This is a genomic window from Chitinilyticum litopenaei DSM 21440 (genome assembly GCF_000428145.1).
Classification (GTDB): Bacteria; Pseudomonadota; Gammaproteobacteria; order Burkholderiales; family Chitinibacteraceae; genus Chitinilyticum; species Chitinilyticum litopenaei.
Map to the genome: position 1 here is coordinate 23,277 of NZ_ATZJ01000033.1, position 25,071 is coordinate 48,347.

The 25,071-nt window shown below is 66.0% G+C and carries 23 protein-coding genes; 19 read left to right on the forward strand and 4 right to left on the reverse strand.

Annotated elements, in window-relative coordinates:
- Positions 1 to 6: 6 nt before the first annotated feature.
- The 14 genes from C515_RS0112420 (at position 7) to C515_RS0112490 (ending at position 13,571) form a co-directional block, all read left to right on the forward strand.
- Positions 7 to 561, forward strand: coding sequence for a COG4648 family protein (locus C515_RS0112420; RefSeq protein WP_028455799.1), 555 nt, complete (start codon positions 7 to 9; stop codon positions 559 to 561).
- Entirely contained in the window at positions 558 to 2,198 is a 1,641-nt protein-coding gene (locus C515_RS0112425) for an ApeI family dehydratase (RefSeq protein WP_028455800.1), read from the forward strand. Before C515_RS0112420 ends, C515_RS0112425 begins: the two co-directional genes overlap by 4 nt.
- Positions 2,195 to 2,974 (forward strand): glycosyltransferase family 2 protein, encoded by a 780-nt coding sequence (locus tag C515_RS20890; RefSeq protein WP_043649380.1) that lies wholly within the window; start codon positions 2,195 to 2,197, stop codon positions 2,972 to 2,974. Before C515_RS0112425 ends, C515_RS20890 begins: the two co-directional genes overlap by 4 nt.
- Positions 2,971 to 3,903 (forward strand): lysophospholipid acyltransferase family protein, encoded by a 933-nt coding sequence (locus tag C515_RS0112435; RefSeq protein ID WP_028455801.1) that lies wholly within the window; start codon positions 2,971 to 2,973, stop codon positions 3,901 to 3,903. The genes C515_RS20890 and C515_RS0112435 overlap by 4 nt, the downstream gene beginning before the upstream one ends.
- The gene (locus C515_RS0112440; RefSeq protein ID WP_028455802.1) at positions 3,896 to 5,479 is read left to right on the forward strand and encodes an HAL/PAL/TAL family ammonia-lyase; all 1,584 of its coding nucleotides are present in this window, start codon (positions 3,896 to 3,898) and stop codon (positions 5,477 to 5,479) included. Before C515_RS0112435 ends, C515_RS0112440 begins: the two co-directional genes overlap by 8 nt.
- The gene (locus C515_RS0112445; protein ID WP_051304900.1) at positions 5,464 to 5,907 is read left to right on the forward strand and encodes an acyl-CoA thioesterase; all 444 of its coding nucleotides are present in this window, start codon (positions 5,464 to 5,466) and stop codon (positions 5,905 to 5,907) included. The genes C515_RS0112440 and C515_RS0112445 overlap by 16 nt, the downstream gene beginning before the upstream one ends.
- Positions 5,904 to 6,512, forward strand: a complete 609-nt coding sequence (locus C515_RS22610) for an outer membrane lipoprotein carrier protein LolA (RefSeq protein ID WP_051304901.1) — start codon at positions 5,904 to 5,906, stop codon at positions 6,510 to 6,512. Before C515_RS0112445 ends, C515_RS22610 begins: the two co-directional genes overlap by 4 nt.
- Positions 6,509 to 8,857, forward strand: coding sequence for an MMPL family transporter (locus C515_RS0112460; protein WP_028455805.1), 2,349 nt, complete (start codon positions 6,509 to 6,511; stop codon positions 8,855 to 8,857). The genes C515_RS22610 and C515_RS0112460 overlap by 4 nt, the downstream gene beginning before the upstream one ends.
- Positions 8,854 to 9,360, forward strand: a complete 507-nt coding sequence (locus C515_RS0112465) for a DUF3261 domain-containing protein (RefSeq protein WP_028455806.1) — start codon at positions 8,854 to 8,856, stop codon at positions 9,358 to 9,360. Before C515_RS0112460 ends, C515_RS0112465 begins: the two co-directional genes overlap by 4 nt.
- A complete protein-coding gene (locus C515_RS0112470; RefSeq protein ID WP_028455807.1) occupies positions 9,357 to 10,538 on the forward strand; it encodes a beta-ketoacyl-[acyl-carrier-protein] synthase family protein in 1,182 nt (393 codons plus the stop codon). Before C515_RS0112465 ends, C515_RS0112470 begins: the two co-directional genes overlap by 4 nt.
- Positions 10,538 to 10,996, forward strand: a complete 459-nt coding sequence (locus tag C515_RS0112475; protein ID WP_028455808.1) for a hotdog family protein — start codon at positions 10,538 to 10,540, stop codon at positions 10,994 to 10,996. The genes C515_RS0112470 and C515_RS0112475 overlap by 1 nt, the downstream gene beginning before the upstream one ends.
- Positions 10,993 to 11,724 carry a 3-oxoacyl-ACP reductase FabG gene (fabG, locus tag C515_RS0112480; protein ID WP_028455809.1) on the forward strand — a complete coding sequence of 244 codons (732 nt, stop codon included), beginning with the start codon at positions 10,993 to 10,995 and terminating at the stop codon, positions 11,722 to 11,724. The genes C515_RS0112475 and fabG overlap by 4 nt, the downstream gene beginning before the upstream one ends.
- Before the next feature lie 57 nt (positions 11,725 to 11,781).
- Positions 11,782 to 13,020: a beta-ketoacyl-ACP synthase gene (locus tag C515_RS0112485; RefSeq protein ID WP_373277255.1), complete on the forward strand. Its 1,239-nt coding sequence runs from the start codon at positions 11,782 to 11,784 to the stop codon at positions 13,018 to 13,020.
- Positions 13,021 to 13,157: 137 nt separating this feature from the next.
- Positions 13,158 to 13,571: a hypothetical protein gene (locus C515_RS0112490; RefSeq protein ID WP_028455811.1), complete on the forward strand. Its 414-nt coding sequence runs from the start codon at positions 13,158 to 13,160 to the stop codon at positions 13,569 to 13,571.
- 73 nt (positions 13,572 to 13,644) lie between these two features.
- On the opposite strand, the gene C515_RS0112495 is transcribed toward C515_RS0112490, so the two are convergent.
- Positions 13,645 to 16,557, reverse strand: coding sequence for an HD domain-containing phosphohydrolase (locus C515_RS0112495; protein ID WP_028455812.1), 2,913 nt, complete (start codon positions 16,555 to 16,557; stop codon positions 13,645 to 13,647).
- A 53-nt stretch (positions 16,558 to 16,610) separates the two neighbouring features.
- On the opposite strand from C515_RS0112495, the gene C515_RS0112500 reads away from it, so the two are divergent.
- On the forward strand, positions 16,611 to 17,615 hold the full coding sequence (locus C515_RS0112500) for a FecCD family ABC transporter permease (RefSeq protein WP_051304902.1): 1,005 nt from the start codon (positions 16,611 to 16,613) through the stop codon (positions 17,613 to 17,615).
- Positions 17,609 to 18,367, forward strand: coding sequence for an ABC transporter ATP-binding protein (locus C515_RS0112505; protein ID WP_028455814.1), 759 nt, complete (start codon positions 17,609 to 17,611; stop codon positions 18,365 to 18,367). The genes C515_RS0112500 and C515_RS0112505 overlap by 7 nt, the downstream gene beginning before the upstream one ends.
- 112 nt (positions 18,368 to 18,479) lie before the next feature.
- Here C515_RS0112505 and C515_RS0112510 read toward each other — a convergent pair whose 3' ends face one another.
- A complete protein-coding gene (locus C515_RS0112510; RefSeq protein WP_028455815.1) occupies positions 18,480 to 19,517 on the reverse strand; it encodes an aldo/keto reductase in 1,038 nt (345 codons plus the stop codon).
- A 228-nt stretch (positions 19,518 to 19,745) separates the two neighbouring features.
- Between C515_RS0112510 and C515_RS0112515 the strand changes: the two genes are divergently transcribed.
- Both C515_RS0112515 and C515_RS0112520 read left to right on the forward strand, forming a co-directional pair.
- Positions 19,746 to 20,129, forward strand: a complete 384-nt coding sequence (locus C515_RS0112515) for a DUF2946 family protein (RefSeq protein ID WP_028455816.1) — start codon at positions 19,746 to 19,748, stop codon at positions 20,127 to 20,129.
- Between the two features lie 125 nt (positions 20,130 to 20,254).
- On the forward strand, positions 20,255 to 20,722 hold the full coding sequence (locus C515_RS0112520) for a copper chaperone PCu(A)C (protein WP_028455817.1): 468 nt from the start codon (positions 20,255 to 20,257) through the stop codon (positions 20,720 to 20,722).
- A gap of 283 nt (positions 20,723 to 21,005) precedes the next feature.
- Here the strand turns inward: C515_RS0112520 and C515_RS0112525 are convergent, their stop codons facing one another.
- Together C515_RS0112525 and C515_RS22615 are read right to left on the reverse strand one after the other, a co-directional pair.
- Positions 21,006 to 21,902, reverse strand: a complete 897-nt coding sequence (locus C515_RS0112525; RefSeq protein ID WP_028455818.1) for a TraB/GumN family protein — start codon at positions 21,900 to 21,902, stop codon at positions 21,006 to 21,008.
- A 59-nt stretch (positions 21,903 to 21,961) separates the two neighbouring features.
- Entirely contained in the window at positions 21,962 to 22,573 is a 612-nt protein-coding gene (locus C515_RS22615) for a hypothetical protein (protein WP_028455819.1), read from the reverse strand.
- Positions 22,574 to 22,729: 156 nt separating this feature from the next.
- Between C515_RS22615 and C515_RS22620 the strand changes: the two genes are divergently transcribed.
- Positions 22,730 to 24,691, forward strand: a complete 1,962-nt coding sequence (locus tag C515_RS22620; RefSeq protein ID WP_081686937.1) for a diguanylate cyclase domain-containing protein — start codon at positions 22,730 to 22,732, stop codon at positions 24,689 to 24,691.
- The last annotated feature ends 380 nt before the right edge of the window (positions 24,692 to 25,071 follow it).

A 25,071-nucleotide genomic window follows, 5' to 3' on the forward strand; every position in this document is an offset into this window, starting at 1 on the left:
GCCGTCTTGCGCAAGGCCCTTGCCTTGGCCGGCCTGCTGCTTTGCCTGGCCTATCCGCTGCTTGTGTATGTGCTGCTCGGCCGCACGGGCCCCGTGGCGTTCGCCGGGCTGCTGGCGCTGATGGCCGTGCTGCGCGCGCTGAGTGCGGGCAAGCGTTCCGGCGCCTGGTTGCAGGCGCTACTGCTGCTGCTGTTCGCCGGCCTGCTGCTGCTGCGCGGCAGCGTCGAATCGCTGCGTTATTACCCGGTCGCCGTCAATGCCGCCATGCTGATCCTGTTTGCCACCAGCCTGCTTTATCCGCCGACGCTGATCGAGCGGCTGGCTCGCCTGTCCGACCCCGAACTGCCCGCCGAAGGCGTGCGCTACACGCGCAGGCTCACGCAGGTCTGGTGCGCGTTCTTTGTCGCCAATGGCCTCGCCGCGCTGTGGACGGCGCGCCATGCGAGCTGGGAACACTGGACGCTGTACAACGGCCTGATCGCCTACGTGCTGATGAGCGCGCTGCTGACTGGCGAATGGCTGTTGCGCAAGCGCCTGCTTGTGCGCGCCGGTGTGGCATGAATCGCTGGCTTGAACGTCTTCACGAGCCATACCCGCTGGCGCTGGGCGTGGACGGCTGGGTGGACAATCGCCGTTTTGCCCGCGATGTTGCCGGTGTCTGCACGGCGCTGAGGCAGTGCCGCGACGATGATCTGGCGCTGCAGACGGAAAATGCTTACTGGTTTGCCGTCGGGCTCTTCGCCGCCTGGCAGGCCGGCAAGCGTGTGCATCTGGGCGGCGCCGTGACGATGCCGCTGCTCGGCGATTCGGCCGCAGCGCCATTCTGCCTGCCCGAGCTGGCCGCTGGCGAAGCGGCCCCCTTGCAGCCGCTGGACATGCAAAACCGCGTGCTGGTGTATACCTCCGGTTCGACCGGTGCGCCCAAGGCGATCGCCAAGACGCTGCGGCAGCTGCATGCCGAAACGCTGGCGCTGGAGGCGCTCTTTGGCGCGCGCCTGGGCGACGCGCTGATGCTTGGCTGTGTCAGCCCACTGCATCTCTACGGCCTGCTGTTTCGCGTGCTCTGGCCGCTGTTCGCGGGCCGCCCCTTCATGGCCGAAACGGCGTTCTTTCCCGAGCAGCTGGCCGCGCAAAGCCGGCTGGCCCCTCGCGTCGCCTGGGTCGCTACGCCGGCACATTACAAGCGCATTGGCGACGCGCTGCCCTGGCACGAATTGCACGGCAGGCTGGCCGCGCTGTTTTGCTCGGCCGGCGCCTTGCCGGCGGATTGCTCGCGCAGGCTTAATGCGCTGGCCGGCGTGCCGGTAACGGAAATCTTCGGCTCGTCGGAAACCGGCGGCGTGGCCTGGCGGGAACAGCCCGAGGACTGGCTGGCGCTGCCGGGCGTGCTGGTTCGAGCAAGCGAGGATGGTGCCTTGCGTGTGCAATCGCCGCACCTGGGGCACACAGGCTGGGAGAGTATGGACGACGCTGTGCGCTTTGACGGCGATGGCCGTTTTGCGCTGCTGGGCAGGCTGGACCGCATCGTGAAGATTGAAGGGCGGCGCATCGCGCTGGCAGGTATCGAGCAGGCCTTGCTGGCTCTGGATGAGCTGGTCGATGCGGCGGTCTACGCCGAAACCGGCGATGGCCGCCAGCAGGTCTGCGCGGTGGTGGTCGCCAGCGATGCGGGCCGTGCCGCGCTGGCCGAGATGGGCGCATCGGCATTCGGCAGGCACTTGCGACAGCAACTGGCCGGTGCGCTCGATGCGCTGGCGATTCCGCGGCGCTGGCGCTTTGTCGACGCGCTGCCGCGAAACGCGCAGGGCAAGGTGGCACAGGCCGCGCTGCAAGCGCTGTTTGCCGATGCGCGGGACAGGCGCGAGCCGCTGGTTTTGAGTCAGGAGCTTGGCGACGATCGTGCGGTATTGCGCTTGGCCGTCGCTGCCGACATCCCGTTTTTCGAAGGGCATTTTCCGCAAGCGCCGATTCTGCCCGGTGTCACGCAGATCCATTGGGCGGCTGGTCTGGCCAGCCGCTGCTTCGCCATGGGCAAGACCTTTCAGCGCATGGAGGCGGTCAAGTTCCAGCAGGTCATCCGCCCCGGCGACGAGGTCGAGCTGGAGCTGAACTGGGATGCCGGCAAGGGCAGGCTATCGTTTACCTACCGCTCCGGGCGCGGAAACCATTCCTCGGGCCGCTTGGTGTTCGCGCCATGAGCGATTTCCGCCCCTGCATCGTCGTCCCGGTCTACAACCATGAACACGCGATTGCCCGCGTGCTCGGGCAAATCGAGGCGCACGCGCTGCCGTGCATTCTCGTCGACGACGGCAGCGCCGAATCCTGCCGGCAGGCGCTGGTCGCGCTCGCCGATGCGAATTCCGGCTGGGTCACTCTGCACCGGCATCCCAGCAATCAGGGCAAGGGCGGCGCGGTATGCACGGCGCTGCGCCTGGCTGGTGAGCTTGGGTATACGCATGCAGTCCAGATCGACGCTGACGGCCAGCACGATACCCGTGATATCCCGCGTTTTCTTGAGGCCGCGCGCGCCGAGCCGCAGGCGCTGGTTTCCGGCGCGCCCGTGTATGATGATTCCGTTCCCAAGGGGCGGCTCTACGGCCGCTACCTGACCCATGTGTGGATCTGGATCAACACGCTGTCGCTGGACATCCGCGATTCGATGTGCGGTTTTCGCGTCTACCCGCTGGCGAGCACGCTGGCGTTGCTGGCGCGCTGCCGGCTTGGGCAGCGCATGGATTTCGACCCCGAGATCATGGTGAGGCTGCACTGGGCCGGCGTGCCGGTGCGCCAGTTGCCCACCGCCGTCAGCTACCCGCTCGATGGCGTTTCGCATTTCGCGCTGTGGCGCGACAACGCGCTGATTTCAGGCATGCACGCACGACTTTTCTTCGGCATGCTCTGGCGCAGCCCGCGCCTGGTCTGGAGAAATATCCGGCGAAACATCCGGCGAACGATCGCAAGGAAAACGCGATGAGCTGGGCGCGGCAGAAAGAGCGCGGCGGGCGCCTTGCCTATTCCGGCATGAAGCTGCTGCTGGCCGTGTACGCGCTGGGCGGGCGGCGCGCCTTTCTGGTGTGCCTCACGCCGGTGCTCGCGTGGTTCTTCGCCTTTGGCCGCGTGCAGCGCCAGGCCTCGCTCGACTACCTGCACAGGCTGGCCGCCAGCGCGCCACAGCTCAAGCTCGTTCCCGGCTACCGGCTGGCCTGGCGGCATTACCTCGCCTTTGCCGAAACCCTGCTCGACAAGCTGCACGTTTGGTCGGGGCGGGCCGTTCCGCTGGCCGGCAGCGAAGGCCGTGACGCCATGCTGGCGCGGCTGGCTGCGGGCGAGGGCGGAATCATGCTTACCGCCCACCTGGGCAATACCGAGGCCATGCAGGCCTTTGCCCACGACATTCCCGCGCTGAGGCTGACCATCCTCGTCCACACTCGCCACGCGGCCTCGTTCAACCGCCTGCTGGGCGAGCAGGGCGGCGCGGCGCGGATCAGGCTTCTGCAGGTCGACGAACTCGACGCGGGGCTGGCCGCCGACCTGGCGCAGCGTGTCGCCGACGGCGAATGGCTGGTGATCGCGGCCGACCGGGTCCCGGCCGGCTTCGAGCGCCGCGCGCGCACGCTGGACGTGGATTTTCTCGGCGCTCGCGCGCGCCTGCCGCAAGGGCCGCACCTGCTGGCCTTGCTGATGAATTGCCCGCTGGTGCTGGCGCTGTGCACGCGCGAGCCGGGCGGCTTCCGCCTTTTTTTCGAACCGCTGTCCGAGCCGCGGCGCATCGCGCGCCACGAGCGCGATGCTTGGATGAGCGCGTCGGCGCAGCGCTTTGCCGACCGGCTCGCGCTGCATTGCCAGCGCGCACCCTTGCAGTGGTTCAATTTCTATCCTTTCTGGGCATCGTGCGATGACTAAGCCTTCCGGGCGCGACTGTATCGAATTCGGCGCAGACCGTCTTACCATTGAAGACATCCTGGCGGTCGCCGGCGGCGCCGGCGTGGCGCTGGCGGACGACGCGGGCTTTCGCCGCCGCGTGAACGCCGGCAGCGATTTTCTCGACGCACTGCTGGCCGAGCACGGCGAAATCTACGGCGTGACGACCGGCTACGGCGACTCGTGCACGGTGGGCATTCCCCGGCAGCTGGTCGGCGAATTGCCCCGGCATCTCTACACCTACCATGGCTGCGGGCTTGGCGCCTTCTTCGACGCCTACACCGGCCGCGCCATCCTGGCGGCGCGGCTGCTGTCGCTCGCACAGGGCTATTCGGGCGTGCGCTGGCTGCTGCTTGAGCGGCTCGCAATGCTGATCAACGAGGATCTGGTCCCGCTCATTCCGGAAGAAGGCTCGGTCGGAGCGAGCGGCGACCTGACACCCTTGTCATACGTGGCTGCGGTATTGGCCGGTGAGCGTTATGTCTACAGGGCTGGCGAGCTATACCCTGCAGAGAAAGCCTTGCCCGAGCTGGGCGTCGCGCCGCTGACGCTGGCGCCCAAGGAAGGCCTGGCACTGATGAACGGCACGGCGGTGATGACGGCGCTGGCGTGCATTGCCTACAGCCGCGCCGAATACCTTGTCAAATTGTGCTCGCGCCTGACCGCGCTCGCGTCGCTGGCGACCGACGGCAACAGCTACCACTTCGACGCCCGGCTGTTCTCGGTCAAGCCGCATCCGGGGCAGAACGCGGTCGCCGCGTGGGTGCACGACGACCTGCAGGCCGGCGAAGCGCCGCGCGAAGGACTGCGCCTGCAGGACCGCTACTCGATACGCTGCGCGCCGCACGTGATCGGCGTGCTCGCCGACGCGCTGCCGATGCTGCGGTCTTTCATCGAGAACGAACTGAACAGCGCCAACGACAACCCGATCATTGATGGAGAGGGTGAGCATGTGCTGCACGGCGGGCATTTCTACGGCGGGCACATTGCCTTTGCGATGGACAGCCTGAAGAACTGCGTCGCCAACCTGGCCGACCTGATGGACAGGCAGCTCGCGCTGATGGTTGACACGCGCTACAACCACGGCCTGCCGAGCAATCTGTCCGGGGCGAGTGGCGAGCGCGCCGCGATCAACCACGGCTTCAAGGCCGTGCAGATCGGCGCGTCGGCCTGGGCGGCGGAGGCGCTGAAGCTGACGATGCCGGCGAGCGTGTTCAGCCGCTCGACCGAATGCCACAACCAGGACAAGGTGAGCATGGGAACCATCGCCGCGCGCGATGCCTTGCGGGTGCTGCAGCTGACCGAGCAGGTCGTCGCCGCGCACGCGCTTGCCGCCGTGCAAGGGGTCGAGCTGCGCCTGCGGGTGTCCGGGCAGGACGCGGGCGAAGCGAGTGCCGCGCCGCTGTCCGCCGGCGTCGCCGCGCTGATGCAGGAAGTGCGCGCCTTGTCCGAGCCTTTGAGCGAGGACCGCGCGCTGGATGGCGACCTGCGTGCCGTGATCGCGGCCATCCAGGCCCGGGGCTTCAGCGTGCCGGGGGCGACATGCAAGCCAGCCTGAACACCGGCCAGGATGCGCGGCTGACGCACAGCATCGAGCTCACTCCAGCCTTTCACGACATCGACCCGATGGACATCGTCTGGCACGGCCATTACGTCAAGTATTTCGAGCTGGCGCGCAGCGCCTTGCTCGGGAGCTTCGGCTACGACTATCCGGGAATGCGCGAGTCGGGCTATGCCTGGCCGGTGATCGATCTGGCGATCCGCTATTCGCGCCCGACCGCGTTTGGCCAGCGCCTGCGCGTGAGCGCGACCATCGTCGAGTGGGAAAACCGCCTGAAGATCGCTTACCGCATCCACGACGCCGCGACTGGCGCCTTGCTGACCAAGGCGACGACGACGCAGGTCGCGGTCAGCATCGCGACGCGCGAGATGTGCTTTGTCTCGCCGGACGTGCTTTTCGAGAAACTGGGGTTGCCCAAGCCATGACACGCATCGCTTTTCTTGTCCTTGCCAGTGTTTTCTTTGTTGGCGCCGCGCACGCCGGGCTGATCGACGAGGTGCGCGAGCGGACCGGCCTGCGCGACGCGCAGCGCGGCGAATTCAGCCAGGAAAAGCGCATCGCCAGCCTCAGCAAGCCCTTGCGCGCGAGCGGGCAGTTCGTTTACCTGAAGGAGCGCGGTCTCCTGTGGCGCATCGAGCAGCCGTACGCCTCGGATGCGACGATCACCGCGACCACGCTGGTGCAGCAGGTCAGGGGCAAGACGGTGCTGAAGGTCGATGCGCAGACCCAGCCGGCGTACAGCGCGGTCTCGCGGATTTTCATGGCGCTGGTCGGCAACGACTGGAAGGCGCTGGAGCAGGATTTCATGATTGCCGGCAATGTCAGCGGCGCGAGCTGGCAGCTGGTGCTTACCCCCCGGGGCGGGCTGTTCGCCAGTTTCGCCAGCACGCTGACGCTGTCCGGGTCGCGCGCGATCGAGCGGCTGGACATCGCCGAGAAGAACGGCGACCGCACCGTCTACACCTTCAGCAAGGTGCGCGAGGCGGGCGCGCTGAGCGCCGATGAAGAAAGCAGGTTTGCGCTGAAATGAACGCGTCAAGCCCGACCGAAAATCGGCCATCCGAGAACCGGCTGTTCGCGATCTGGCTGGCCGGCGTGCTGCTAATAGTTGCATGGCTGGGGCTGATCGCGCAGCGCGGCCTGCCGCTGCAGACCGACCTGCTGGCGCTCTTGCCGCAAACCGAGCGCAACCCGGTCGCGCAGGCCGCGATCCGCCATCTCGATCGCCAGCTGGGCGAGCGCAGCGTGCTGCTCGTCGGCGCGAGCGACAAGGATCGCGCCATCGCCGCTGCGCGCCGTGCAGCCCGGGCGCTTAATGACAGCGGCGCCTTCAGCGCCGTGACGCTGCAGCGCGATCTCGCTGACGGCCTCAAGAGCGCGCTGGCTTTCCGCTACGCACTGGCCGACCCGCAACGGCTCGCCGCGCTCGAGAGCGATCTGGACGCGGGGCTGGGCGACGCCGCCGCCCAGTTGTTCGGCCCATTGGGCGGGCCGCGTGCGGCGCTGCTCGCGCGCGATCCGCTGTTCTTGTCCGGCGACCTGCTCGCGCGGCGCAGCGAGGCCGGCGTCGATATCGAGCAGGGCATTGCCGTCGTGCATGGTGAAGGCAAGGCCTGGGCCGTGCTCGAGGCGCGCAACCGCAGCGGCGCCTTTGTCGACCACGGCGACGGGCCGGCGCCGGTTGCGGCGGCGATCGCCGCGGCGCGCACGGCGGCGGGGCCCGACGCCCAGGTGCTGGCGAGCAGCATCGCGCTGCACGCCGACGCCGCAGCCAAGCAGGCCAAGGGCGAAATCAGCCGCATCGGCATCGGTTCCTGGCTGGGCGCCATCCTGCTGATGTGGCTGGCCTTCCGGCGCTTCAGCGCGATCGCGCTGTGCCTGTTGCCGCTGGCCATCGCCACGCTGGCCGCCACGCTGGCGACCGTGCAGATCATGGGCAGCATCCATGTGCTGACGCTGGTGTTCGGCGCCAGCCTGATCGGCGTGGCCATCGACTATGGCACGCATTGCTTTGCCGACAGCCTGGGCGCGGATGAGCACTGGACGATGTCGCGGGCGGTGCGCCAGCTCAGGCCCGCGCTGTTCTACGGCATGCTGACCAGCGTGACCGGTTATCTGGCGCTGGCGCTGGCGCCGTTTCCGGGCCTGCGCGAGGTGGCGGTGTTTTCGTCCTTCGGCCTCTTGGCCGCCTTCCTGACCGTGCTGATGGCATTCCCGGCCATCCTGCGGCATTACACGCCGGCAACCAGGGGTATGTCGCTGGCTGCTTTTTTCATGAGGCCTTATGAGGCTATACCTGCCAAGGCATTGCGCTGGACGCTGTTGCCGCTTGCGGCCTTGGTGCTTGCCGGGCTCTGGCAACTGGGCGCCAGCGACGACATCCGCAGCTTTTACAGCCAGGACGCGCGCCTGGCCGCCGACGATGCGCGGATCAAGTCGCTGTTTGCCCGCGCGCCGGAAAGCCAGTTCTACCTGGTCGAAGGCGCGAGCGCCGACGAAGTCCTGCAAAGGGAGAATGCCTTGCTGGCGGCGCTGCGCACCGTGCGGCAATCCGGCCAGCTTGGCGGCGCTCGCGGCCTGTCCGAGCTGTTGCCCGACACGGCGACGCAGCGCGAGCGCATCGCGCAGTGGCAGTCGCTGCTGGCGCAGCCCGCCTATCGTCGCTGGCTGGATGAGCTGGGCGTGCCGCCGGCGGCCATCGCCGCCGATGCGCAAGCCTTGCGGCTGGCCACCGCGGTGAGCCCGGAAGACTGGCTCGCCAGCCCGCTGGGCCGCGCCGACCGCGTGCTGTGGCTGGGCAGGGTGGGAAACAGGGAGGCGTCGCTGGTGCTCTTGTCCGGAATCCGCGATCGCGCTGAGCTCGCCGCCTTGCCGGAATCGGCCGGGCTGGCGGGGGTGAGCTGGGTCGACCGCAGCGCCGAGGTCTCCCAGCTGATGGCTGCTTCGCGCAATCTGGCGCTGGGCTTGAGCGCGGCGGCTCTCGTCGTCATGTTGATGATCCTCGCGCCCAGGCACGGCTGGCGCGGCGCGGCGCTCGTGCTGCTGCCGGCCGTGCTCGCCGCAAGCGGCGCGCTGGCGCTGTTTGGCTGGCTGGGGCTGGCGCTCAATATTTTTTCGGCGTTCGCGCTGCTGCTGGTGCTGGCGCTGGGGATCGATTACGCGATCTTTTTCCGCGAGTCCGGCGAGGACAGCCGCCAGGCCATGCTTGGCGTGGCGCTCGATTCGAGCACGACGCTGCTGTCTTTCGGGCTGCTGGCAATGTCCAGCCTGCCGGCCGCGCGCTCCTTCGGGCTGATGCTGCTGTTCGGCATTTCGCTCGCCTTTGTCCTTGCGCCGCTGGCCAGGCCAGGCGACAGGGCGGAGGAGGCGCGATGAAACGATGGCTGATGCTGCTCGCTATGCTGCTGGCCGCGTGCGCCACGCCGCCGCCGGCGCCCATGGTTCCCGTTGCCCAGCTGGGCGTGCTCGCGCAAAGCGAGCTGGTGACGCTTGTGGCCGGCGATCGCGAATTCGCGTTTACCGCCCGCCTGGAAAGCGACGGCGACACGCTGCGCGTCGTGGCGATCACGCCGACCGGCCAGCGACTTTTCGCGATGCGCCGCCACGGTGCGCAGCTGGACGCCGAGGCCGGCCCGCTGTGGCCGGCGGCGATGCCGCTGGAAGCGGTCTGGGCGGACATCGAAATGGTGCATGTGGAAATGCTCGCCCGGCCCGAGGCCGTGACGGCCAGGCCGGGCTGGAAAAGGATGGCGCTGCCGGACGGGCAAAGCGCCTGGTTTTACCGGGGCAGGGAAGAGGCGAAGCTCGTTCGCGAAACCGGGCGCATCGTGTTGATCCGGCCTGCCTATCGCCTGAGCGTCGAGGTGTTGCCGGAATGATGGCCTATCTGAACGCACTGGGAATCGTCACGCCGCTGGGGTGCGGGCAGCGCGAGAATCTGGCGGGGCTCATCGCCGCGCGCGTCGCCTTGCAGCCTGCGCCGCAAGGCTGGCTGGACAGGCCGGCACAGGTCGGCGCGGTGGCGACCGAGTTGCCCGAGCTTCCCCGTGAACTCGCGCAGTTCGAAAGCCGCAACAATCGCCTGCTGCTGGCCGCCAGCCGGCAGATCGACGCGGAAATCCGCGAGCTGGTCGTACGGCTTGGCGCCGCGCGCGTCGCCGTCGTCCTCGGTTCGAGCACTTCGGGCGTCGCCGAGAGCGAAGCGGCGATGCCCGAACTGCAACAGGGGCGCATTCCCGACGGCTACAGCTATCTGCGCCAGGAAATGGCCGACCCGGCGCGCTTTCTGGCCGAACTCCACGGCCTCAAAGGGCCGGCCTACGTCATTTCGACGGCATGCTCGTCCGGTGCGCGCGCGCTGATTGCCGCGCGACGCCTGCTCAGGCTCGGAATCGCCGACGCGGTGCTCTGCGGCGCCGTCGACAGCCTGTGCCGGCTGACGCTCAACGGCTTTGCCGCGCTGGAGTCGGTCAGCGCCACGCCGTGCAATCCCTTCAGCGCCAATCGCGACGGCATCAGCATCGGCGAGGGCGCGGCGCTGTTCGTGATGAGCCGCGAGCCGGCGGCTGTCGGCCTGGCCGGCGCAGGCAGCAGCAGCGACGCGCATCACATTTCGGCGCCGCACCCGGACGGGCTGGGCGCGATCGCCGCGATGCGGGCTGCGCTGCAGGATGCAAGGCTTGATCCGGCCGACATCACCTACCTGAACCTGCACGGCACGGCGACGCCGCTGAACGACGCAATGGAAAGCCGTGCCGTTGCCGCGGTCTTCGGTGAGGCGCTGCCGCCGGCCTCGTCGACCAAGGCGCTGACCGGGCACACGCTGGGTGCCGCTGGCGCCATCGAGGCTGCGTTTTGCTGGCTCTTGCTGCAAAATCCGCACACGGCCTTGCCGGTTCAGGTCAACGACGGCTGTGCCGACGAAACGCTGCCGGCACTGAACTGGCCGCGTCAGGGAGAGGTTTATGCGGTGCGCGCGGCGATGAGCAATTCCTTTGCCTTTGGCGGCAACAATGTCAGCCTCATTCTCAAACGCCGCGATGGAGCCGCGTCCTGATGCATTCCCTTGCCGAGGTGCTGCCGCACGCCGCGCCGATGATTCTGCTCGATCGCATCGTCGGCTATGACGCCGAGCGGCTCACTGCCGAACTGACCGTGCCGGCCGAGGGGCTCTTCAACGACCCGGAGCACGGCGGCGTTCCGGCCTGGGTTGGCATCGAATACATGGCGCAGGCCGTCGCCGCGCTCGACGGTTGCCTGCGGCGCGACGCCGGCCTGCCGCCGAAGATCGGCTTTCTGCTGGGAACAAGGCAGTATGCGTGCGCGGTTCCGGTGTTTCGCCCCGGGCAAGTGCTGAGCGTGAACGTCGTCGAGGCGATACGTGGCGAGAACGGCATGGCCGTTTACGAGGCCCGCATCGAGTGCGAAACGGCGGTGTTCGCGACGGCAAAGATCAACGGTTTCCAGCCCGCCGATCCGCAGGCTTTTCTGGCTGGGCAACAGGAAGAGCAATGAAGAACGAAACGATACTGGTGACAGGCGCGAGCGGCGGCCTGGGCCGCGCGATCGCGCTGCGGCTCGCCGCCGACGGTTTTGACCTGCTGCTGCATTACCGCCGCAATGCAGAGGCGGCGCGCGCACTGCAGGCGGATATCATCGCGCAAGGCAGAAAGGCCAGGCTGATTGCTTTCGATGTGAGTGACCGCGACGCCGCGCGCGCGGCGCTCGAAGCCGATGTGGCGGAGCACGGTGCTCCGTATGGCGTCGTCGTCAATGCCGGCATCACGCGCGACGCCGCGTTTCCGGCGATGGAGGACGGCGACTGGGATATCGTGCTGCAGACCAACCTCGGCGGCTTTTATAATGTCGTCCACCCGCTGACCATGCCCATGGTGCGCCGCCGCAGTCCGGGCCGCATCGTCGCGATCGCGTCGGTTTCCGGCCTGATCGGCAATCGCGGCCAGGTCAATTACAGCGCATCCAAGGCCGGGCTGATCGGCGCCTGCAAGGCGCTGGCGCTGGAGCTGGCCAGCCGGCGGATCACCGTCAATTGCGTGGCACCCGGCCTGATCGAGACGGACATGACGGAAAATCTGCCGGCGCTGGACGAAATCCGCAAAATGATTCCGATGCAGCGCGCCGGCACGCCCGACGAGGTGGCGGCGGCCGTGTCCTATCTGGTGAGCGATGGCGCGGCGTATACGACAAGGCAGGTCATCAGCGTGAACGGCGGCTTGTGCTGAGCATGGCAGTGAAAAGGGCTGGGGCCAGTTGGCTGGTCGTGGGTCAGGGATGGTGGGTTGGTGATAATGAAGCGCGTGGTGGTAACCGGCATGGCCGGCATTTCTTCTCTGGGTTCGGACTGGGAAACGGTTTCCGGTGCGATGGCAGCGGGCAGGACGGGAATCCGCCGAATGGAGGCCTGGGCGCAGTACCGGGATCTCAATACCCTGTTGGCCGGACCGATTCCCGATTTTGTCATGCCCGCGCATTTCACCCGCAAGCACACGCGTTCGATGGGCCGCGTGGCGCAGCTTTCTGTCGCGGCGGCCGAGGCCGCGCTGGCTTCGGCGGGGCTGCTGGGCGATGAGCTGATCCGCGACGGTCGCATGGGCGTGGCCTTCGGCTCGTCGATAGGCAGCACGGAGTCGATCCGCGAATTCGGCCATGCGCTGATCGAAAAGGACGTCAACGGGCTGAACGCTAATTCCTATCTGCGCATGATGTCGCACACCTCGGCGGTGAACATCGGCGTGTATTTCGGCCTGAAGGGCCGGGTGATCCCCACGTCGAGCGCCTGTACGTCGGGAAGCCAGGGAATCGGCTATGCCTACGAGGCAATCAAGTTCGGCCTGCAAACGCTGATGATCGCCGGCGGCGCCGAGGAATTGTGCCCGACCGAGGCAATGGTTTTCGACACGCTTTACGCGACCAGCACGAAAAACGACACGCCGCATCTGACGCCTCGCCCTTTTGATACCGACCGCGACGGACTGGTGATCGGCGAAGGCGCCGGCGCGCTGATCCTGGAAGACTACGAACACGCGCTGGCGCGCGGCGCGACCATTCATGCCGAGATTGTCGGCTTCGCCTGCAATTCCGACGGCGCGCACGTCACCAAGCCCGATACGGTGATGATGGAGACCGCGATGCGCATGGCGCTGACCGACGCCGGCCTCTCCGCTGCTGACATCGGCTATGTCAACGCGCACGGGACGGCGACCGAGCAGGGCGACATCGCCGAATCGCAGGCGACCTGGCGCGTGTTTGGCGGCGATGTTCCGGTCAGCTCGCTCAAGGGCTATTTCGGCCACACACTGGGCGCCTGCGGTGCGCTCGAAGCCTGGCTGACCATCGAGATGATGAAGGGCGGCTGGTATGCGGGGAACGTCAACCTCGACCACGTCGACCCGGCCTGCGGCGCGCTCGACTACCTGCCGGTGGCCGGGCGCAGGCTTGATTGCCGCCATGCGATGAGCAACAACTTTGCCTTTGGCGGCATCAATACCTCGCTGATCTTCCGTCGCGCTGAGTCCTGAACACGTCGCCGTTTTGCAGCCGGATGGCCTGGCTTGCGATATCGTCAGCAAGTGGCATTACTGGCTTGCACTTTGCTTCGTGTGCCGGCAAGCTTGCGGCGTATGGCTTTTAATCTACCCAAGCAATGGAGTCAGCAATGAAGAAAATCCTGACCGTTCTCGGCCTGCTTCTCGCACTGGGCAGCGCGCCGGTGCTGGCCCGTCAGGCGTTGATGGAACAGCCGGCCCGCACCGAGTTCCTGAAGAGTGAAAATACCACTCCCAGTATTGTGCGCGCCCGTAACGCCATTCTGCAGGGGGGCAGCCGCTTTGGCTGGCAGGCAGTCAGCGACGAACCGGGCAAGATCACGCTGCGCTATGACAAGGGGAATGGCAGGCATATCGTTACCATCGCCGTTGCTTATGACGCTGCGGGATTCCAGATCAGCTACGTTGACAGCTTCAACATGAACTACGAGGTGGTAGACGGTGCCGCCGAAATTCATCCGAACTACAACCGCTGGATCACCAATCTGGGCAAGGAAATCGTGAACCGCCAGCTGCAGCAATAAACTCCGCCGCATTTGCAGTCAGCAGTGCATGAACAAGGGCCGGCAGTTGCCGGCCCTATGCATTGGTGGGTGCTTACTGGCCGAGCAAGCTGACGATGTCCACCTCGTCGATCTGTTCCGGGCGCATGTAACGGCGGGCATATTCCAGGTACACGCCTTCGCGCAGGAAGAGTTCGAACAGCTCCGGGTCGATGTGCTGGTCTTTTTTCATGAAGCCCATGATCTTGATGGCTTCCGACAGTGTCTTGCCCTTTTTGTAGGGGCGGTCGATGGCGGTCAGCGCTTCGAAGATGTCGGCGATGGCCATCATGCGCGCCGGTGCGCTCATCTCGGCACGGGTCAGGCGTTTCGGGTAGCCCTTGCCGTCCATTTTTTCGTGGTGGCCGCCGGCAATCTCCGGTACGTGCTGCAGGTGGCGCGGGAAGGGCAGCTTTTCCAGCATGATGATGGTCTGGATGATGTGCTCGTTGATCTTGAAGCGCTCTTCTTCCGACAGCGTGCCGCGCCCGACCGCCAGGTTGTAGAGCTCGCCGCGATTGTAGAGGTGCTCGGGCACGTCAACGCGGAATCCCCAGGGGTTGCCCGGCTGCAGGTAGTCGCTGTTGCCGCGCGCGATGATGTGTTCGGGCTTGTCGGCCAGCAGCGTCTCCGTGACTGGCAGTGCGGGTTCCGGTGTGGTGGCCTTGCGTTCCTTTTCCTCGTGCGAGATGCCGATGCGGTCGGAGAGCGTGCGCTGCCAGGTGCGCGCGGCGATGGCCCTGAGCCTGTCCACTTTTTCCGGCGCCATGAATTCGCCGCCTTCGTTGCAGGTGGCGATAAAGGCGAATTCCTCATCCAGCGCCGCCAGCGTGCTGTCCAGGCTGGCTTGCAGCGTGGCGGCGTCGCCGCCGGCGGCGATGGCCTTGAGGCAGGCGATTTCGGCGTCGCGCTTGAGCACTTCAAAGCGCATGCGCACTTCGTGGATGCGGTCGTACAGCGTTTCCAGCTTGGTGGCCTTGTCCACCACATACTCGGGCGTGGTGACCTTGCCGCAATCGTGCAGCCAGGCCGCGATATGCAGTTCTTCCCACTGTTCTTCGCTGAGGCGGAAATCGGCAAAGGGGCCTTCACTCTGGCGGCAGGCTGCCCTGGCCAGCATTTTGGTCAGTTCGGGCACGCGCTGGCAGTGGCCGCCGGTATAGGGGCTCTTCGCGTCAATCGCTCCGGCGATCAGCTGGATGAAGGCTTCCAGCAGGATTTTCTGTTCGTTGATCAGCCGCTGCGTGTACAGCGCGGTGGCGGCCGTGGTCGACAACGCTTCGGCAAAGGCCAGCAGGTCCGGGCCCAGCGGATGCTGGTGCTCGTCCACCAGCAGGGCCAGCACGCCCAGCAGCTCGCCGTCGCGGCTCTTCAGCGGCAGCGTCAGCAGGGTGTGCGGGTCGTCGAGCGGCGGCAGCCAGGGGAAGGCCTGCGCCAAGTCACTGGCGGACAGTGTGGTGGTGTGATGGTTGCGCTGCAGCTCAGCCGCCAGCAGGTGATCGGCATCGAGCCGGATTTCCTGCGCCAGTACCAGCTCCTGGCCATCCCAGCGTGCGCCGGCCCCTTCCAGCGTGGCATGGTCGGCCTTGAGCAGGTAGATGGCGCCGCCGGCAGCCTGGGTGGTGGCCTGCATTTCGCTCAGCAGCAGCGAGACCAGGCGGCTGAAGTTGGTTTCGCTGGCCAGCGCCTGCGAGAGCTCCATGAAACGGCGTATCGTGTCCTTCATGCTGCCCAGCGCATTGCCAAGTCGGGCCACTTCGGTGATGTGGCTTTTCAGCTCGATCCGCTCTTCGAACTGGAAGCGCTCGATCTTCTGCACCTCGCCCGACAGTGCGTCCAGCGGGTGTGCCGCCAGCCGGGCGAACCACAGCGCCTGCAGCAGGCCCAGCGTGATGCTGATCAGCATGATGATGATGCCGCGATTGCGGATGCGGATCGCCTCGGCCAGCAGTTCAGCTTCCGGCGTGGCCATCAGCAGCTGCAGCGTATGGCCGTCCAGCAAGGGCATTTCCGTGCGCATGGCCAGCCAGTTGCCGCCGTCGCTGTGAAAGGCGAAGGACTGATTGGCCGGCATGGCCGTCTGCGGGTGCAGGGCGCGCAGTTCGGCGGCGCCGCTCTCGGCCAGTGTTTTCAGCCGCACCTTGCCATCGGCTGCGCGGGCGATCTGCGCCTCGCCCAGATGCGACGCCAGAATGCTGCCCGAGGGGCCAAGCAGGGCCAGGCTGGAGTTCGGTGTCATGCGCAATTCCTGGAGCAGCTTGCCCAGGGCGTGCAGCTCGATGTCCACACCGGCCACACCGGCATGATTGTCGGTGCGCATGGCGAAAGTGACGCCGACGGCCTTGCTGGTAAAGAAATAGTAGGGGGGCGTCACCAGTGGCGACGTCCTGGCCGTGGCGCCCTGAAACCAGCTGCGCTGGCGCGGATCGTAGCGGTATTCGGCAGCTGGGCGGCGGTCGAGCTGGGTGAGGCTGGCGTCGAAAAACAGGTATTCGCCGACACGCTGCTCACCCTGGCTGGCAATGCTCTGTACAATCCAGCGCGTGCCTGCGGGCGGTTTGAACATGTCGCGGAAGACCGGCTCGTCGCGGTAGGGGCGCAGCATGAAAAAGTCGCCATTGTCATAGCCCATGTACAGGCTGCTGACTGCCGGCTGGCGTTCGATCGCGGTGACGAGGAAGCCGAGGCTGTCGAGCCGCTGCTCGACCGTTTCCGCGTACATCAGCCGTTGCTTGGCCAGCAGTTGCGCCGTGGTCAGCGCCGGAAAGTAGGCGCTTTGCACCTCGCTGGCAGTCAGCCGCGCGATTTGCTCGAAGCGGCCCTTGGCATTGTCGGTCAGTAATTGCGAGGTTTGCCGGAACTGGTACCAGCCGGTGGCGATCGCGTAAATCAGCAGCAAACCGATGAACAGGTAGGAAATATGGATATACAGCGGAATGGGATGCGGCTTGCGGGGCGGAATGGTCATGTCCGGGCTCACGAATTCCTGCGACGGTTAATGCTAGGCAAGGAATGCCTTGCATGACAGCCCAGAATGCTACAGGCAATCTTGCTTTGCCGGTCAGAATCAGGCGCCTGCTCTTGCTCGGGCTGCTGCTGTTGCTGGCTGTGGCGGCAAGCCTCACCATCGGCAGCAGCGGGCTGGGGCTGTCCGCGCTGCAGGGGGCGGACGAAGAGCGCCGGGCGCTGCTGGCGGTCATTGTCGATTTGCGCCTGCCCCGCGCGCTGGCCGCGCTGGCGGTGGGTGCCCTGCTGGCGCTGGCCGGCTGCCTGCAGCAACTGCTGCTGCGCAATCCGCTCGCCGATCCCTACATCCTTGGCACCTCGGGCGGCGCCAGCGTCGGCGCGCTGCTGGCGCTGTGGCTCGGCGCGGGTGCCCTGCTGGTCAATCTGGCGGCAGGCCTGGGCGCGCTGACCAGCATTGTCGTGGTGTTCGCGCTGGCCGGGCGCGACCATTCGACGACCCAGGCGCGGCTCTTGCTCACTGGCGTGGCTGTGGCGGCCTTTTGCGGCGCGGTGAGCTCGCTGCTGCTGAGCCTGGCCCCGGACGGCCTGCTGCGCGGCATGGTGTTCTGGCTGCTGGGCGATCTGGCCGGGGCTGGCTGGCAGTCGGCCGCACTGGCGCTGGCTGGCGTGCTCGGTCTGGCGCTGTGGCTGGCGCCTGCGCTAAACATCCTGGGTATGGGTCTGCAGCACTCGTATTCATTGGGCTTGAGTGTGCATACCCTGCGTTGGATCGTCTACGGTCTGGCCGCGCTGGCGACCGCCGCCGCGGTGACCACTGCCGGCATGATCGGTTTCGTGGGCCTGATCGTGCCGCATGCCCTGCGCCTGTGGCTGGGGCAGGATTTGCGCGTGCTGTTGCCGGCCGCCGCGCTGGGGGGCGGACTGGTGCTGCTGCTGGCCGATCTGCTGGCGCGCACCGCCCTGGCGCCGCAGCAGCTACCCGTTGGGGCGGTCATGGGGCTGATGGGTGTGCCAGTCTTTCTGTGGCTGCTGCAGCAGCGCGCGGGGCGGGCATGCTGAGCGCGCACGGGCTTGCCCTGCAACAGGGGGAACGCGGCCTGCTGGCGGGGCTGGAGCTGGCGATCGCGCCCGGTGAGGGCTGGCTGATTCTGGGCGAGAACGGCAGCGGCAAAAGCACGCTGCTCGCCGCGCTGGCCGGCTGGCATCTGCCGGTCGCCGGCGAGGTACGCCTGGATGGCGTGCGACTGCCCGCCGTGCCGCGCCGCCAGCGCGCGCGCCAGCTGGCCTGGCAAACGCAGCAGGATGAGCAGGCCTTTCCGCAAAGCGTGCTGGAGCGCGTGTTGTCCGGCCGCTATCCCTATCGCACGCACTGGCAGTGGGAGAGTGCGGCTGATCATGCGCTGGCGCTGCAGCAGCTGGCGCGACTGGACCTGGCCGGGCTGGCCGGCCGCGATCTGGCGACGCTGTCCGGCGGCGAGCGCCGCCGCGTCGCCATGGCTACCGCGCTGGTGCAGCAGGCCGACTGCCTCTTGCTGGACGAACCGCTGTCGCAGCTGGATCTGCGCCATCAGCAGCAGGCACTGCAGGTGCTGGCCGAAGAAGTCGCCGGCGGGCGCGCCGTGGTGCTGGTCAGCCACGATCCCAATCATGCGCGCGGTTTTGCCACGCATGCGCTGCTGCTGTTCGGCGACGGCCGCTGGCTGGCCGGCCCGGTGGCGGACGTGCTGAGCACCGAGAATCTCGGCGCGCTGTACCACCACCCGGTGCGCGCACTGCAGGCCGACGGTGGACGCTGGTTCGTGCCGGCTTGAGCGGCGGGCAGGGGCCCTTCTGCGGCCGTTTCGTACCCGCTCTGTGGTCTTTTATGGGTATTGCCCTGCAGCCGTTTTTTGGTAATGGCTGCAGGGCAATACTCTTTGTTTTTTATAGCGCCGGGCTCGGGCAGCGGCGGTGGATGGCCTCGATGGCAGCGAGCAGCTCGTCCGTCAGCACCACATCCTGAGCTGAGAGGTTTTCCTGCAGCTGCTCGGTGCTGGTCGCGCCAAGGATGGTGCTGGTAACGAACCAGCGGCTTTTCACCCACGCCAGCGCCAGCTGCGCCGGGCTCAGATCGTATTCCTGCGCCAGCGCCGCGTAGGCGGCCACCGCCTCGCCGACGTGCGGCTTGAGGTAGCGCAGGCCGAAATTGGCAAAGCGCGTCATGCGCCCGTCGGCGTGCGGGTTGCTTACGTACTTGCCGGACAACAGGCCAAAGGCCAGCGGGCTGTACACCAGCAGTGCGACGTCCTCGCGGTGGCAGACCTCGGCCAGGCCCTGTTCATAGCCGCGGTTGATCAGGTTGTAGACATTCTGGATCGTGCTGATCACCGGCACGCCCAGCTCGCGCGCCAGGCGCTTGCATTCCATCACGCCCCACGGCGTTTCGTTCGACACGCCAACGTGGCGCACCTTGCCGGCGGCGACCAGTTCGCCCAGCACTGCCAGCGTGTCGGCCAGCCCGGGGGCATCCGGGTATTCCTGCTCCGGCTCGTAATAGGTCTGCCCGAACATCGGCACATGGCGCGCCGGCCAGTGCAGCTGGTAGAGGTCGATGTAGTCGGTCTTGAGCCTTGCCAGGCTCGCATCGCAGGCGGCGTGAATCTGCGCACGGGTGAATTGCGGGCCGCCGCGCAGCCAGTCCATGCCGCGATTGGGGCCGGCGACCTTGGTTGCAATGACCAGCTTGTCGCGCTGCTGGCCTGCGAGCCAGTCGCCGACGATGGTTTCGGTGGCGCCCTGCGTCTCGGCGCGCGCCGGCACCGGGTACATCTCGGCGGTGTCGATGAAATTGATGCCGGCGTCGAGCGCCAGGTCGAGCTGGGCGTGGGCGCTGGCCGCGTCGTTCTGCTCGCCGAAGGTCATCGTCCCCAGGCACAGCGTGGAAACGGACAGATCGGTGTGGGGCAGGGTGCGGTAATCCATGGCGTTTTCCTTGCGGCAAGTCGGACTGGCATCTTGCCAGAGCCCCTGCCGTTTGTCGCAAATCCGCAGATTATTTTGATACGGTATGCTGTATATGGGCAGAGCCATTAACGGTGTTGATCTTGATTGATATACCCGGTTTTTCTCGGCAGGGCTGAGGATGGCTGCGGCACCGATGAAACTCGGCTAGAATCGCAGCGCCAAACTTTTCCGTGACGATAGGCTCTGATGTCTTCTTCCCGCCGCCATGCCGCACGCTGCTGGCTTGCCCTGCTGGCGCTGTGTCTGCACCTGCTGCTGCCCTACGCGCATGCCGCTGCTCGCCTTGGCGCGAGCGGCTTGCCGGTGCTGGCGGTCTGCAGCGTGGCCGGCAATGCCGACCTGGTGGCTGCGCCGCAGGACGGACGGGAACAGACGCTCGTCATGCTGCGCTGCCCGCTTTGTGTGGCGAGCGCCGGCCAGATTCTGGCGCCGCCTCCGGCGCCTGCTGGCTTGCCTGCGTGCCCCGAGATGGCCGGACTGCTCCAGCCGGCCGGCGCGCCAGGCTTTTTTATCCCGCTTCCTGTCGCCTGGCTGCCGCCCGGGCGCGCCCCGCCTGCCCTGTCCTGCTGAGCCTTGCGCCAGCGTCGGGCGGACCGCGAGCGGCGTGCCCTGTTTTCCCTGTCTGTCGGCTGGCTGCCCGCGTGGCCAGTCTCATCCCCTTATTGCTGACCAGTCCAATCTGGCAAGGAGTCATCATGTTCAAATCTCTGCTCGGCGCTGCGGCGCTGTTGGCCGCGCTGACCGCCCAGGCGCATGAATTTACCGCCGGTGACGTCAGGATCGACCACCCCTGGGCGCGCGCGACCGTTGCGACCGCCAGGAATGCCGGTGCCTTCCTCACGCTGACCAGCGCCAAGGGCGACCAGCTGCTCGGCGTCGCCAGCCCGGTGGCCGACAAGGTGGAAGTGCATGAAATGAAAATGGAAGGCAATGTCATGAAAATGCGTCCGCTGCCGGCCCTGGAGTTGCCAGCCGGCAAGACGGTGGAACTCGTCCCGGGCGGTTATCACATCATGCTGATCGGCCTGAAGCGGCAACTCAAGGAAGGCGAGCGTTTCCCGCTGGTGCTGACGTTTGCCAAGGGCGGGCGCGCCGAAGTGCAGGTGCAGGTGGATGCGCTGACGGCCCAGCCGGCGGCTGCCGCCAAGCATGAGCATCACTGAGTCGCGCTGGGTGCTTGCCTGCAGGCATCCCGATGACGGTGCAAGCACAGGCCGGATTCCGCCGTGTGCCGCGAGCCTGACTAGTCCATCAGAAGCTGGTCTTGTGGGTATGGGCATGCAACCCTTTTCTGCAAAGGGCTGTGGCTTGATGAGGGGTGATGTATATGGCTGCTGTCAGATGGTCAGCGTAAGCCCTCTGGCAAGCGTGCCCAGGCCTCGCCGGTGATCGTGACCAACAACAAGGGCAGCCCGCGGGCTGCCCTTGTTTGTGGCTTGGCCGGACTTACTTCGGCGCGGCCGGTGTGACCTTGTAGCCGGCCTTCTTCAACCTGGCCAGCACGCCAGCTTCGCCGGACAGATACTGTGCGCCAACGCCGATAAAGCTGCCACCCTGTTTGGCCTGCTTGCCGATGGCCTCGGCCAGCTGGGCATTGCGGCCAGCCAGCTGCTGGTTTTTCCACGCCGCATACCAGGCCTGTTCCGTTGCCGGCAGCGTCGGCAGAACCGCCTCGGCGAGTTTCGGCAGCTGGGCGATGTCCTGCTTCAGGTAGCCGGCCATGTAGGCCTGTTCGTTCTTGGCCAGCTGTTCCTGCTGGTCGAGGATGGCGTAGAGCAGCGGAATCTGCTTGGCCTCGGGAATGCTCTCGAAGCGCTTCAGTTGCGCGTCGATGGGTTCCAGGCCGAAATAATCCTTCTGGCTTTCGATCGCCATCTTGGAAAACAGCAGGTCCATCGGAATCTGGCCGGTCTGCTTTTTCGGAATCTGCAGCAGCATGATCGCGCCCCAGGGCTTCATCTTGGCCGTGGCGACCTCGGGGTAGCCGCGCGCGTCCATTTCCCTGACCAGCTGCTGGTAGTGTTTGGCGTCGAGCTTGCCCTGCAGGCTGGGCTCGGCCGTGAGGATGCGCTTGCCCATTTCCATCATGCTGTTGAAGTCCTGCTTGACCTCGGTGCCGATCTGCTTGCTGTCCATGAAGGCCTTTTTCATGGCCGGCGAGAAATCCACGGCATGCGTGTCGCTGACGTAGGCCACACCGTAGACCCAGGTCGGCGCCACGCCTTTCTTTTCGATTTTCCACAGCAAGGTCTGCTCGGTCTTGCTGGGCGGCACGGCAAACAGCAGGGTGGGGGCCAGCAGGGTGGCCGTGGCCAGCAGCCACGGACGCAGTCGGTGCAACATGTTCGGGTCCTCCTCAAAGAGGGCCACAGTATAGCAGGGCGCTGCAGGCGCCTGCCGCCTCAGGCGCGCAGCAGCGTGCGGATTTCATCCACCAGAGCCAGCGCCTGTTCGTCGCTCTGTCGGGATTCGCGCATGGCGATCTGCCAGCGCGCCAGCGTGCCGCGCAGGCTTTTTTCATCGTCGATCGCCCGGATTTCCGGCAGCAGGTCCTTGCCGAAGATGCCCAGATAGAGCTGGCAGCTTTCTTCCATGAGCATGCGGATCATGCGGATGCGGTGTGCACTGAGCGTGATTTGCGGAATGGGGGCGTGTGCTACGGGGGGAGGTGGCGCCGCCGCAGGCTCCGGGCGTGCGGCGGCAGCCGGGGCTGCCGCCACATGGGTGACGGGCGTCGCTGCGGCAGCGGCCTGACGGTCATGCTGGCTGTGCGGGCCGCCGGGGGCCGGGCTGACAAAACCGGCCTGTTCCAGTTCGTGGATGGCCGGAATGATCTCCAGTCCGACCAGTAGCGCAGCCAGTGCGCCGACCGACTTGCTGCCATCAATCAGGATGAGCACGCGCCGCAGACGGGCCGGCAGGCCAAAGCGGCGTTCCGAGATTTCCTGCTGGCCCTTGGCGGTTTTGCAATACACGCGATGAACCAGTGCGGCGGCTTGATCAAGTGCAGTCATGGCCTGTCCCCTCATGCGGTCAGGGCTGCAGTGTAAGCTTTACAGATGACAGGATGGCGACAAGGATAATAGTCTCGGCAGGTGTGTCGGTTTTGCTGCCAGGCCGGCATGTAGTTGTTGCCTCTCTTTCTGTTCAATTTCTTGCAAGGCTAGACCATGTCTTCATCACTCCCTCCCGGTGTTCCGGACCTGGCCGGTGCCGACCGACAGTTTCAGTCTCTCGCCGATCTGATGCCGCAAATGGTATGGACGGCCACGCCGGACGGGCGCATCGCCTATGCCAACGGGGTGTGGCAGGCGTTCTGTCAGGCGCATGCGACTGAGTCTGGTGCTGCCGGGTTCACCGAGAGCCTGCATCCCGATGATCTGGGGCGCTGGGCCGAAGCCTGGCAGCAGGCGCTGGCCGGTCATGACTTCGAGGCGCTTGCGCGCATGCGCCATGCGGCAACAGGGGCCTGGGTGCCCCATCTGCACCATGCTGTTGCCATGTACGACGCGCAGGGCCGGCTAGTCCAGTGGTTTGGCACCAGCGTCAACCTGGAGCAGAGCCTGCCAGCGCACGAGGGCGGCGGCGAATGGAACGACTTGATGGCCCGGCTCAACGAGCATTTGCTGGGGGTTTTGCAGGAGCGCAGCGCCGTGCTGACCCAGCTTGAACTGCAGACGCGGCATCTGGGCGAAATCATTACCACGCAATCGCATCTGGCCCAGGCCGAGCTGGAGCTCGAGGGCTTCATGCTGATCGTGGTCGAGCGCATGCTGAAGTTGACCCCGGCAACCGGCGCCGTTGTGGAAATGGTCGATGGCGATGAAATGGTCTATCGCGCTGCCAGCGGCACGGTGCGCCCTTATCTCGGCTTGCGCATCCGGCGCGCAGGCAGTCTCTCCGGGCTGTGCGTGCAAGAGCGACGCATGCTCGATTGCCCGGATACCAGCATTGATCCGCGCGTGGATAGCGTGGCGTGCGCCAAGGTCGGCGCGGCGAGCATGGTGGTCACGCCCTTGGTTGACTGCGGCCGGCTGGTGGGCGTACTGAAAATCCTGTCCCGGCAGCCGCATGCGTTTGGCACTGCCGACCTGCAAACGCTGCAGCTGATGTCCGGCCTCATTGGCGCAGCCTTCAGTCGCCAGCAGCAATTCGACACCAACCAGCGTCTGTTGGCCGAGCGCACGCGAGCGCTGGAGGCGCTGGCGCTGGAGGTCGAGCGCCGCCGTCGCTCGGAAGACATCCTGCGCGCCAGCGAGGCGCGCACGCGGCTGATTATCGACAGTTCCGGTGAAGCCTTTGTCGGCCTCAATGCGGCGGGGCTGATCACCGACTGGAACCGCCAGGCGGCCCTGGTCTTTGGCTGGTCGGCCGCTGAAATGCTGGGGTGGCCGCTGGCGCAAACCGTACTGCCATCCGGACAACAGGCTGCCTTTGCCGATTTGCTCGCCGCTCAGGCTGCCAGTGAGCCCGATGCCGTTACGCGCAGCGAACTGTTGCTGCAAACCGCTAGTGGCAAGCTGCTGCCGGTGGAGGTGACACTGAGCTGCATCCGCAGCGACGGGCAAATGATATATAGCGCGTTTCTGCGCGACATCAGCCAGCGCCGCCAGCAGGAGTTACGCTTGCGTTTTCAGGCCGAACACGATGCACTGACCGGTCTGCCCAACCGCCGTACCTTCCAGGCCAGGCTGGAGTCGGAGCTGGAGGCATCACCCGAGCATACTTGCGCGGTTCTCTTCATTGATCTTGATGGCTTCAAGGCCGTCAATGACAGTCTGGGTCATGAAGCCGGTGATGCACTGCTCAGGCACGTGGCGCAACGGCTCGAGCACTGCATTCGGGGCAATGACACGCTGGCCCGGCTGGGAGGAGATGAATTCGTGATCCTGCTGACCGATCTGCCGGGGGAACGCGCCGCTCACCGGGTGGCCGAAAGCGTGCTGGCCACGCTGGCTGAGCCCGTCGATTTGGATCAGGGCCAAGCGCAGATTGGCGCCAGCATCGGCATCACCGTCAGCCCGACGGATGCATCTGCCGATGCGGGCCAGCTGCTGCGCGAGGCGGATGCCGCGATGTACCAGGCCAAGCGCAGCGGCAAGAATCGTGCCGTTCAATGGGCCAGGGGTTGACGCTGTACGACACTAGTGCGTGTTCTGGAGTTTTGGCGCTGATTGCGCTTGTTGAATATCAAGCACTTATCGAACTGTCTGGTGATTTTCTGTGGCGGGGTGTTGACGGGTTCGGGTTCGGGCCGTATAGTTCGGCCTCTCTGCTGCTGACGCAGCGAAAGAAACGAAGCGAAACGACAAGTTTAGCGAAGTTTGCAGCGTCAGGGCAACGATCTTTAACAATCTACAGCCGATGAGTGTGAGTGCTTGGTTTGACCAGCACTCGCACTTAAAGACAGAAGTAACAAGTACACACTTGTTGATTCTGAGTTTTAAGCAAGCGAGCGCAATTAAGTAGTAACAGTGATTAAACGAAAGAGTTTGATCCTGGCTCAGATTGA

Coding starts and splice junctions, on each gene's coding strand:
- C515_RS0112460 (WP_028455805.1), top strand. CDS start 6,509: ATGAACGCGTCAAGCCCGACCGAAAATCGGCCATCCGAGAACCGGCTG.
- C515_RS0112470 (WP_028455807.1), top strand. CDS start 9,357: ATGATGGCCTATCTGAACGCACTGGGAATCGTCACGCCGCTGGGGTGC.
- C515_RS0112525 (WP_028455818.1), bottom strand. CDS start 21,902: ATGTTGCACCGACTGCGTCCGTGGCTGCTGGCCACGGCCACCCTGCTG.
- C515_RS0112490 (WP_028455811.1), top strand. CDS start 13,158: ATGAAGAAAATCCTGACCGTTCTCGGCCTGCTTCTCGCACTGGGCAGC.
- C515_RS0112445 (WP_051304900.1), top strand. CDS start 5,464: ATGCAAGCCAGCCTGAACACCGGCCAGGATGCGCGGCTGACGCACAGC.
- C515_RS0112500 (WP_051304902.1), top strand. CDS start 16,611: ATGACAGCCCAGAATGCTACAGGCAATCTTGCTTTGCCGGTCAGAATC.
- C515_RS20890 (WP_043649380.1), top strand. CDS start 2,195: ATGAGCGATTTCCGCCCCTGCATCGTCGTCCCGGTCTACAACCATGAA.
- C515_RS0112465 (WP_028455806.1), top strand. CDS start 8,854: ATGAAACGATGGCTGATGCTGCTCGCTATGCTGCTGGCCGCGTGCGCC.
- C515_RS22620 (WP_081686937.1), top strand. CDS start 22,730: ATGTCTTCATCACTCCCTCCCGGTGTTCCGGACCTGGCCGGTGCCGAC.
- C515_RS0112515 (WP_028455816.1), top strand. CDS start 19,746: ATGTCTTCTTCCCGCCGCCATGCCGCACGCTGCTGGCTTGCCCTGCTG.
- C515_RS22610 (WP_051304901.1), top strand. CDS start 5,904: ATGACACGCATCGCTTTTCTTGTCCTTGCCAGTGTTTTCTTTGTTGGC.
- C515_RS0112520 (WP_028455817.1), top strand. CDS start 20,255: ATGTTCAAATCTCTGCTCGGCGCTGCGGCGCTGTTGGCCGCGCTGACC.
- C515_RS0112510 (WP_028455815.1), bottom strand. CDS start 19,517: ATGGATTACCGCACCCTGCCCCACACCGATCTGTCCGTTTCCACGCTG.
- C515_RS0112475 (WP_028455808.1), top strand. CDS start 10,538: ATGCATTCCCTTGCCGAGGTGCTGCCGCACGCCGCGCCGATGATTCTG.
- C515_RS22615 (WP_028455819.1), bottom strand. CDS start 22,573: ATGACTGCACTTGATCAAGCCGCCGCACTGGTTCATCGCGTGTATTGC.
- C515_RS0112495 (WP_028455812.1), bottom strand. CDS start 16,557: ATGACCATTCCGCCCCGCAAGCCGCATCCCATTCCGCTGTATATCCAT.
- C515_RS0112440 (WP_028455802.1), top strand. CDS start 3,896: ATGACTAAGCCTTCCGGGCGCGACTGTATCGAATTCGGCGCAGACCGT.
- C515_RS0112505 (WP_028455814.1), top strand. CDS start 17,609: ATGCTGAGCGCGCACGGGCTTGCCCTGCAACAGGGGGAACGCGGCCTG.
- C515_RS0112425 (WP_028455800.1), top strand. CDS start 558: ATGAATCGCTGGCTTGAACGTCTTCACGAGCCATACCCGCTGGCGCTG.
- C515_RS0112435 (WP_028455801.1), top strand. CDS start 2,971: ATGAGCTGGGCGCGGCAGAAAGAGCGCGGCGGGCGCCTTGCCTATTCC.
- fabG (WP_028455809.1), top strand. CDS start 10,993: ATGAAGAACGAAACGATACTGGTGACAGGCGCGAGCGGCGGCCTGGGC.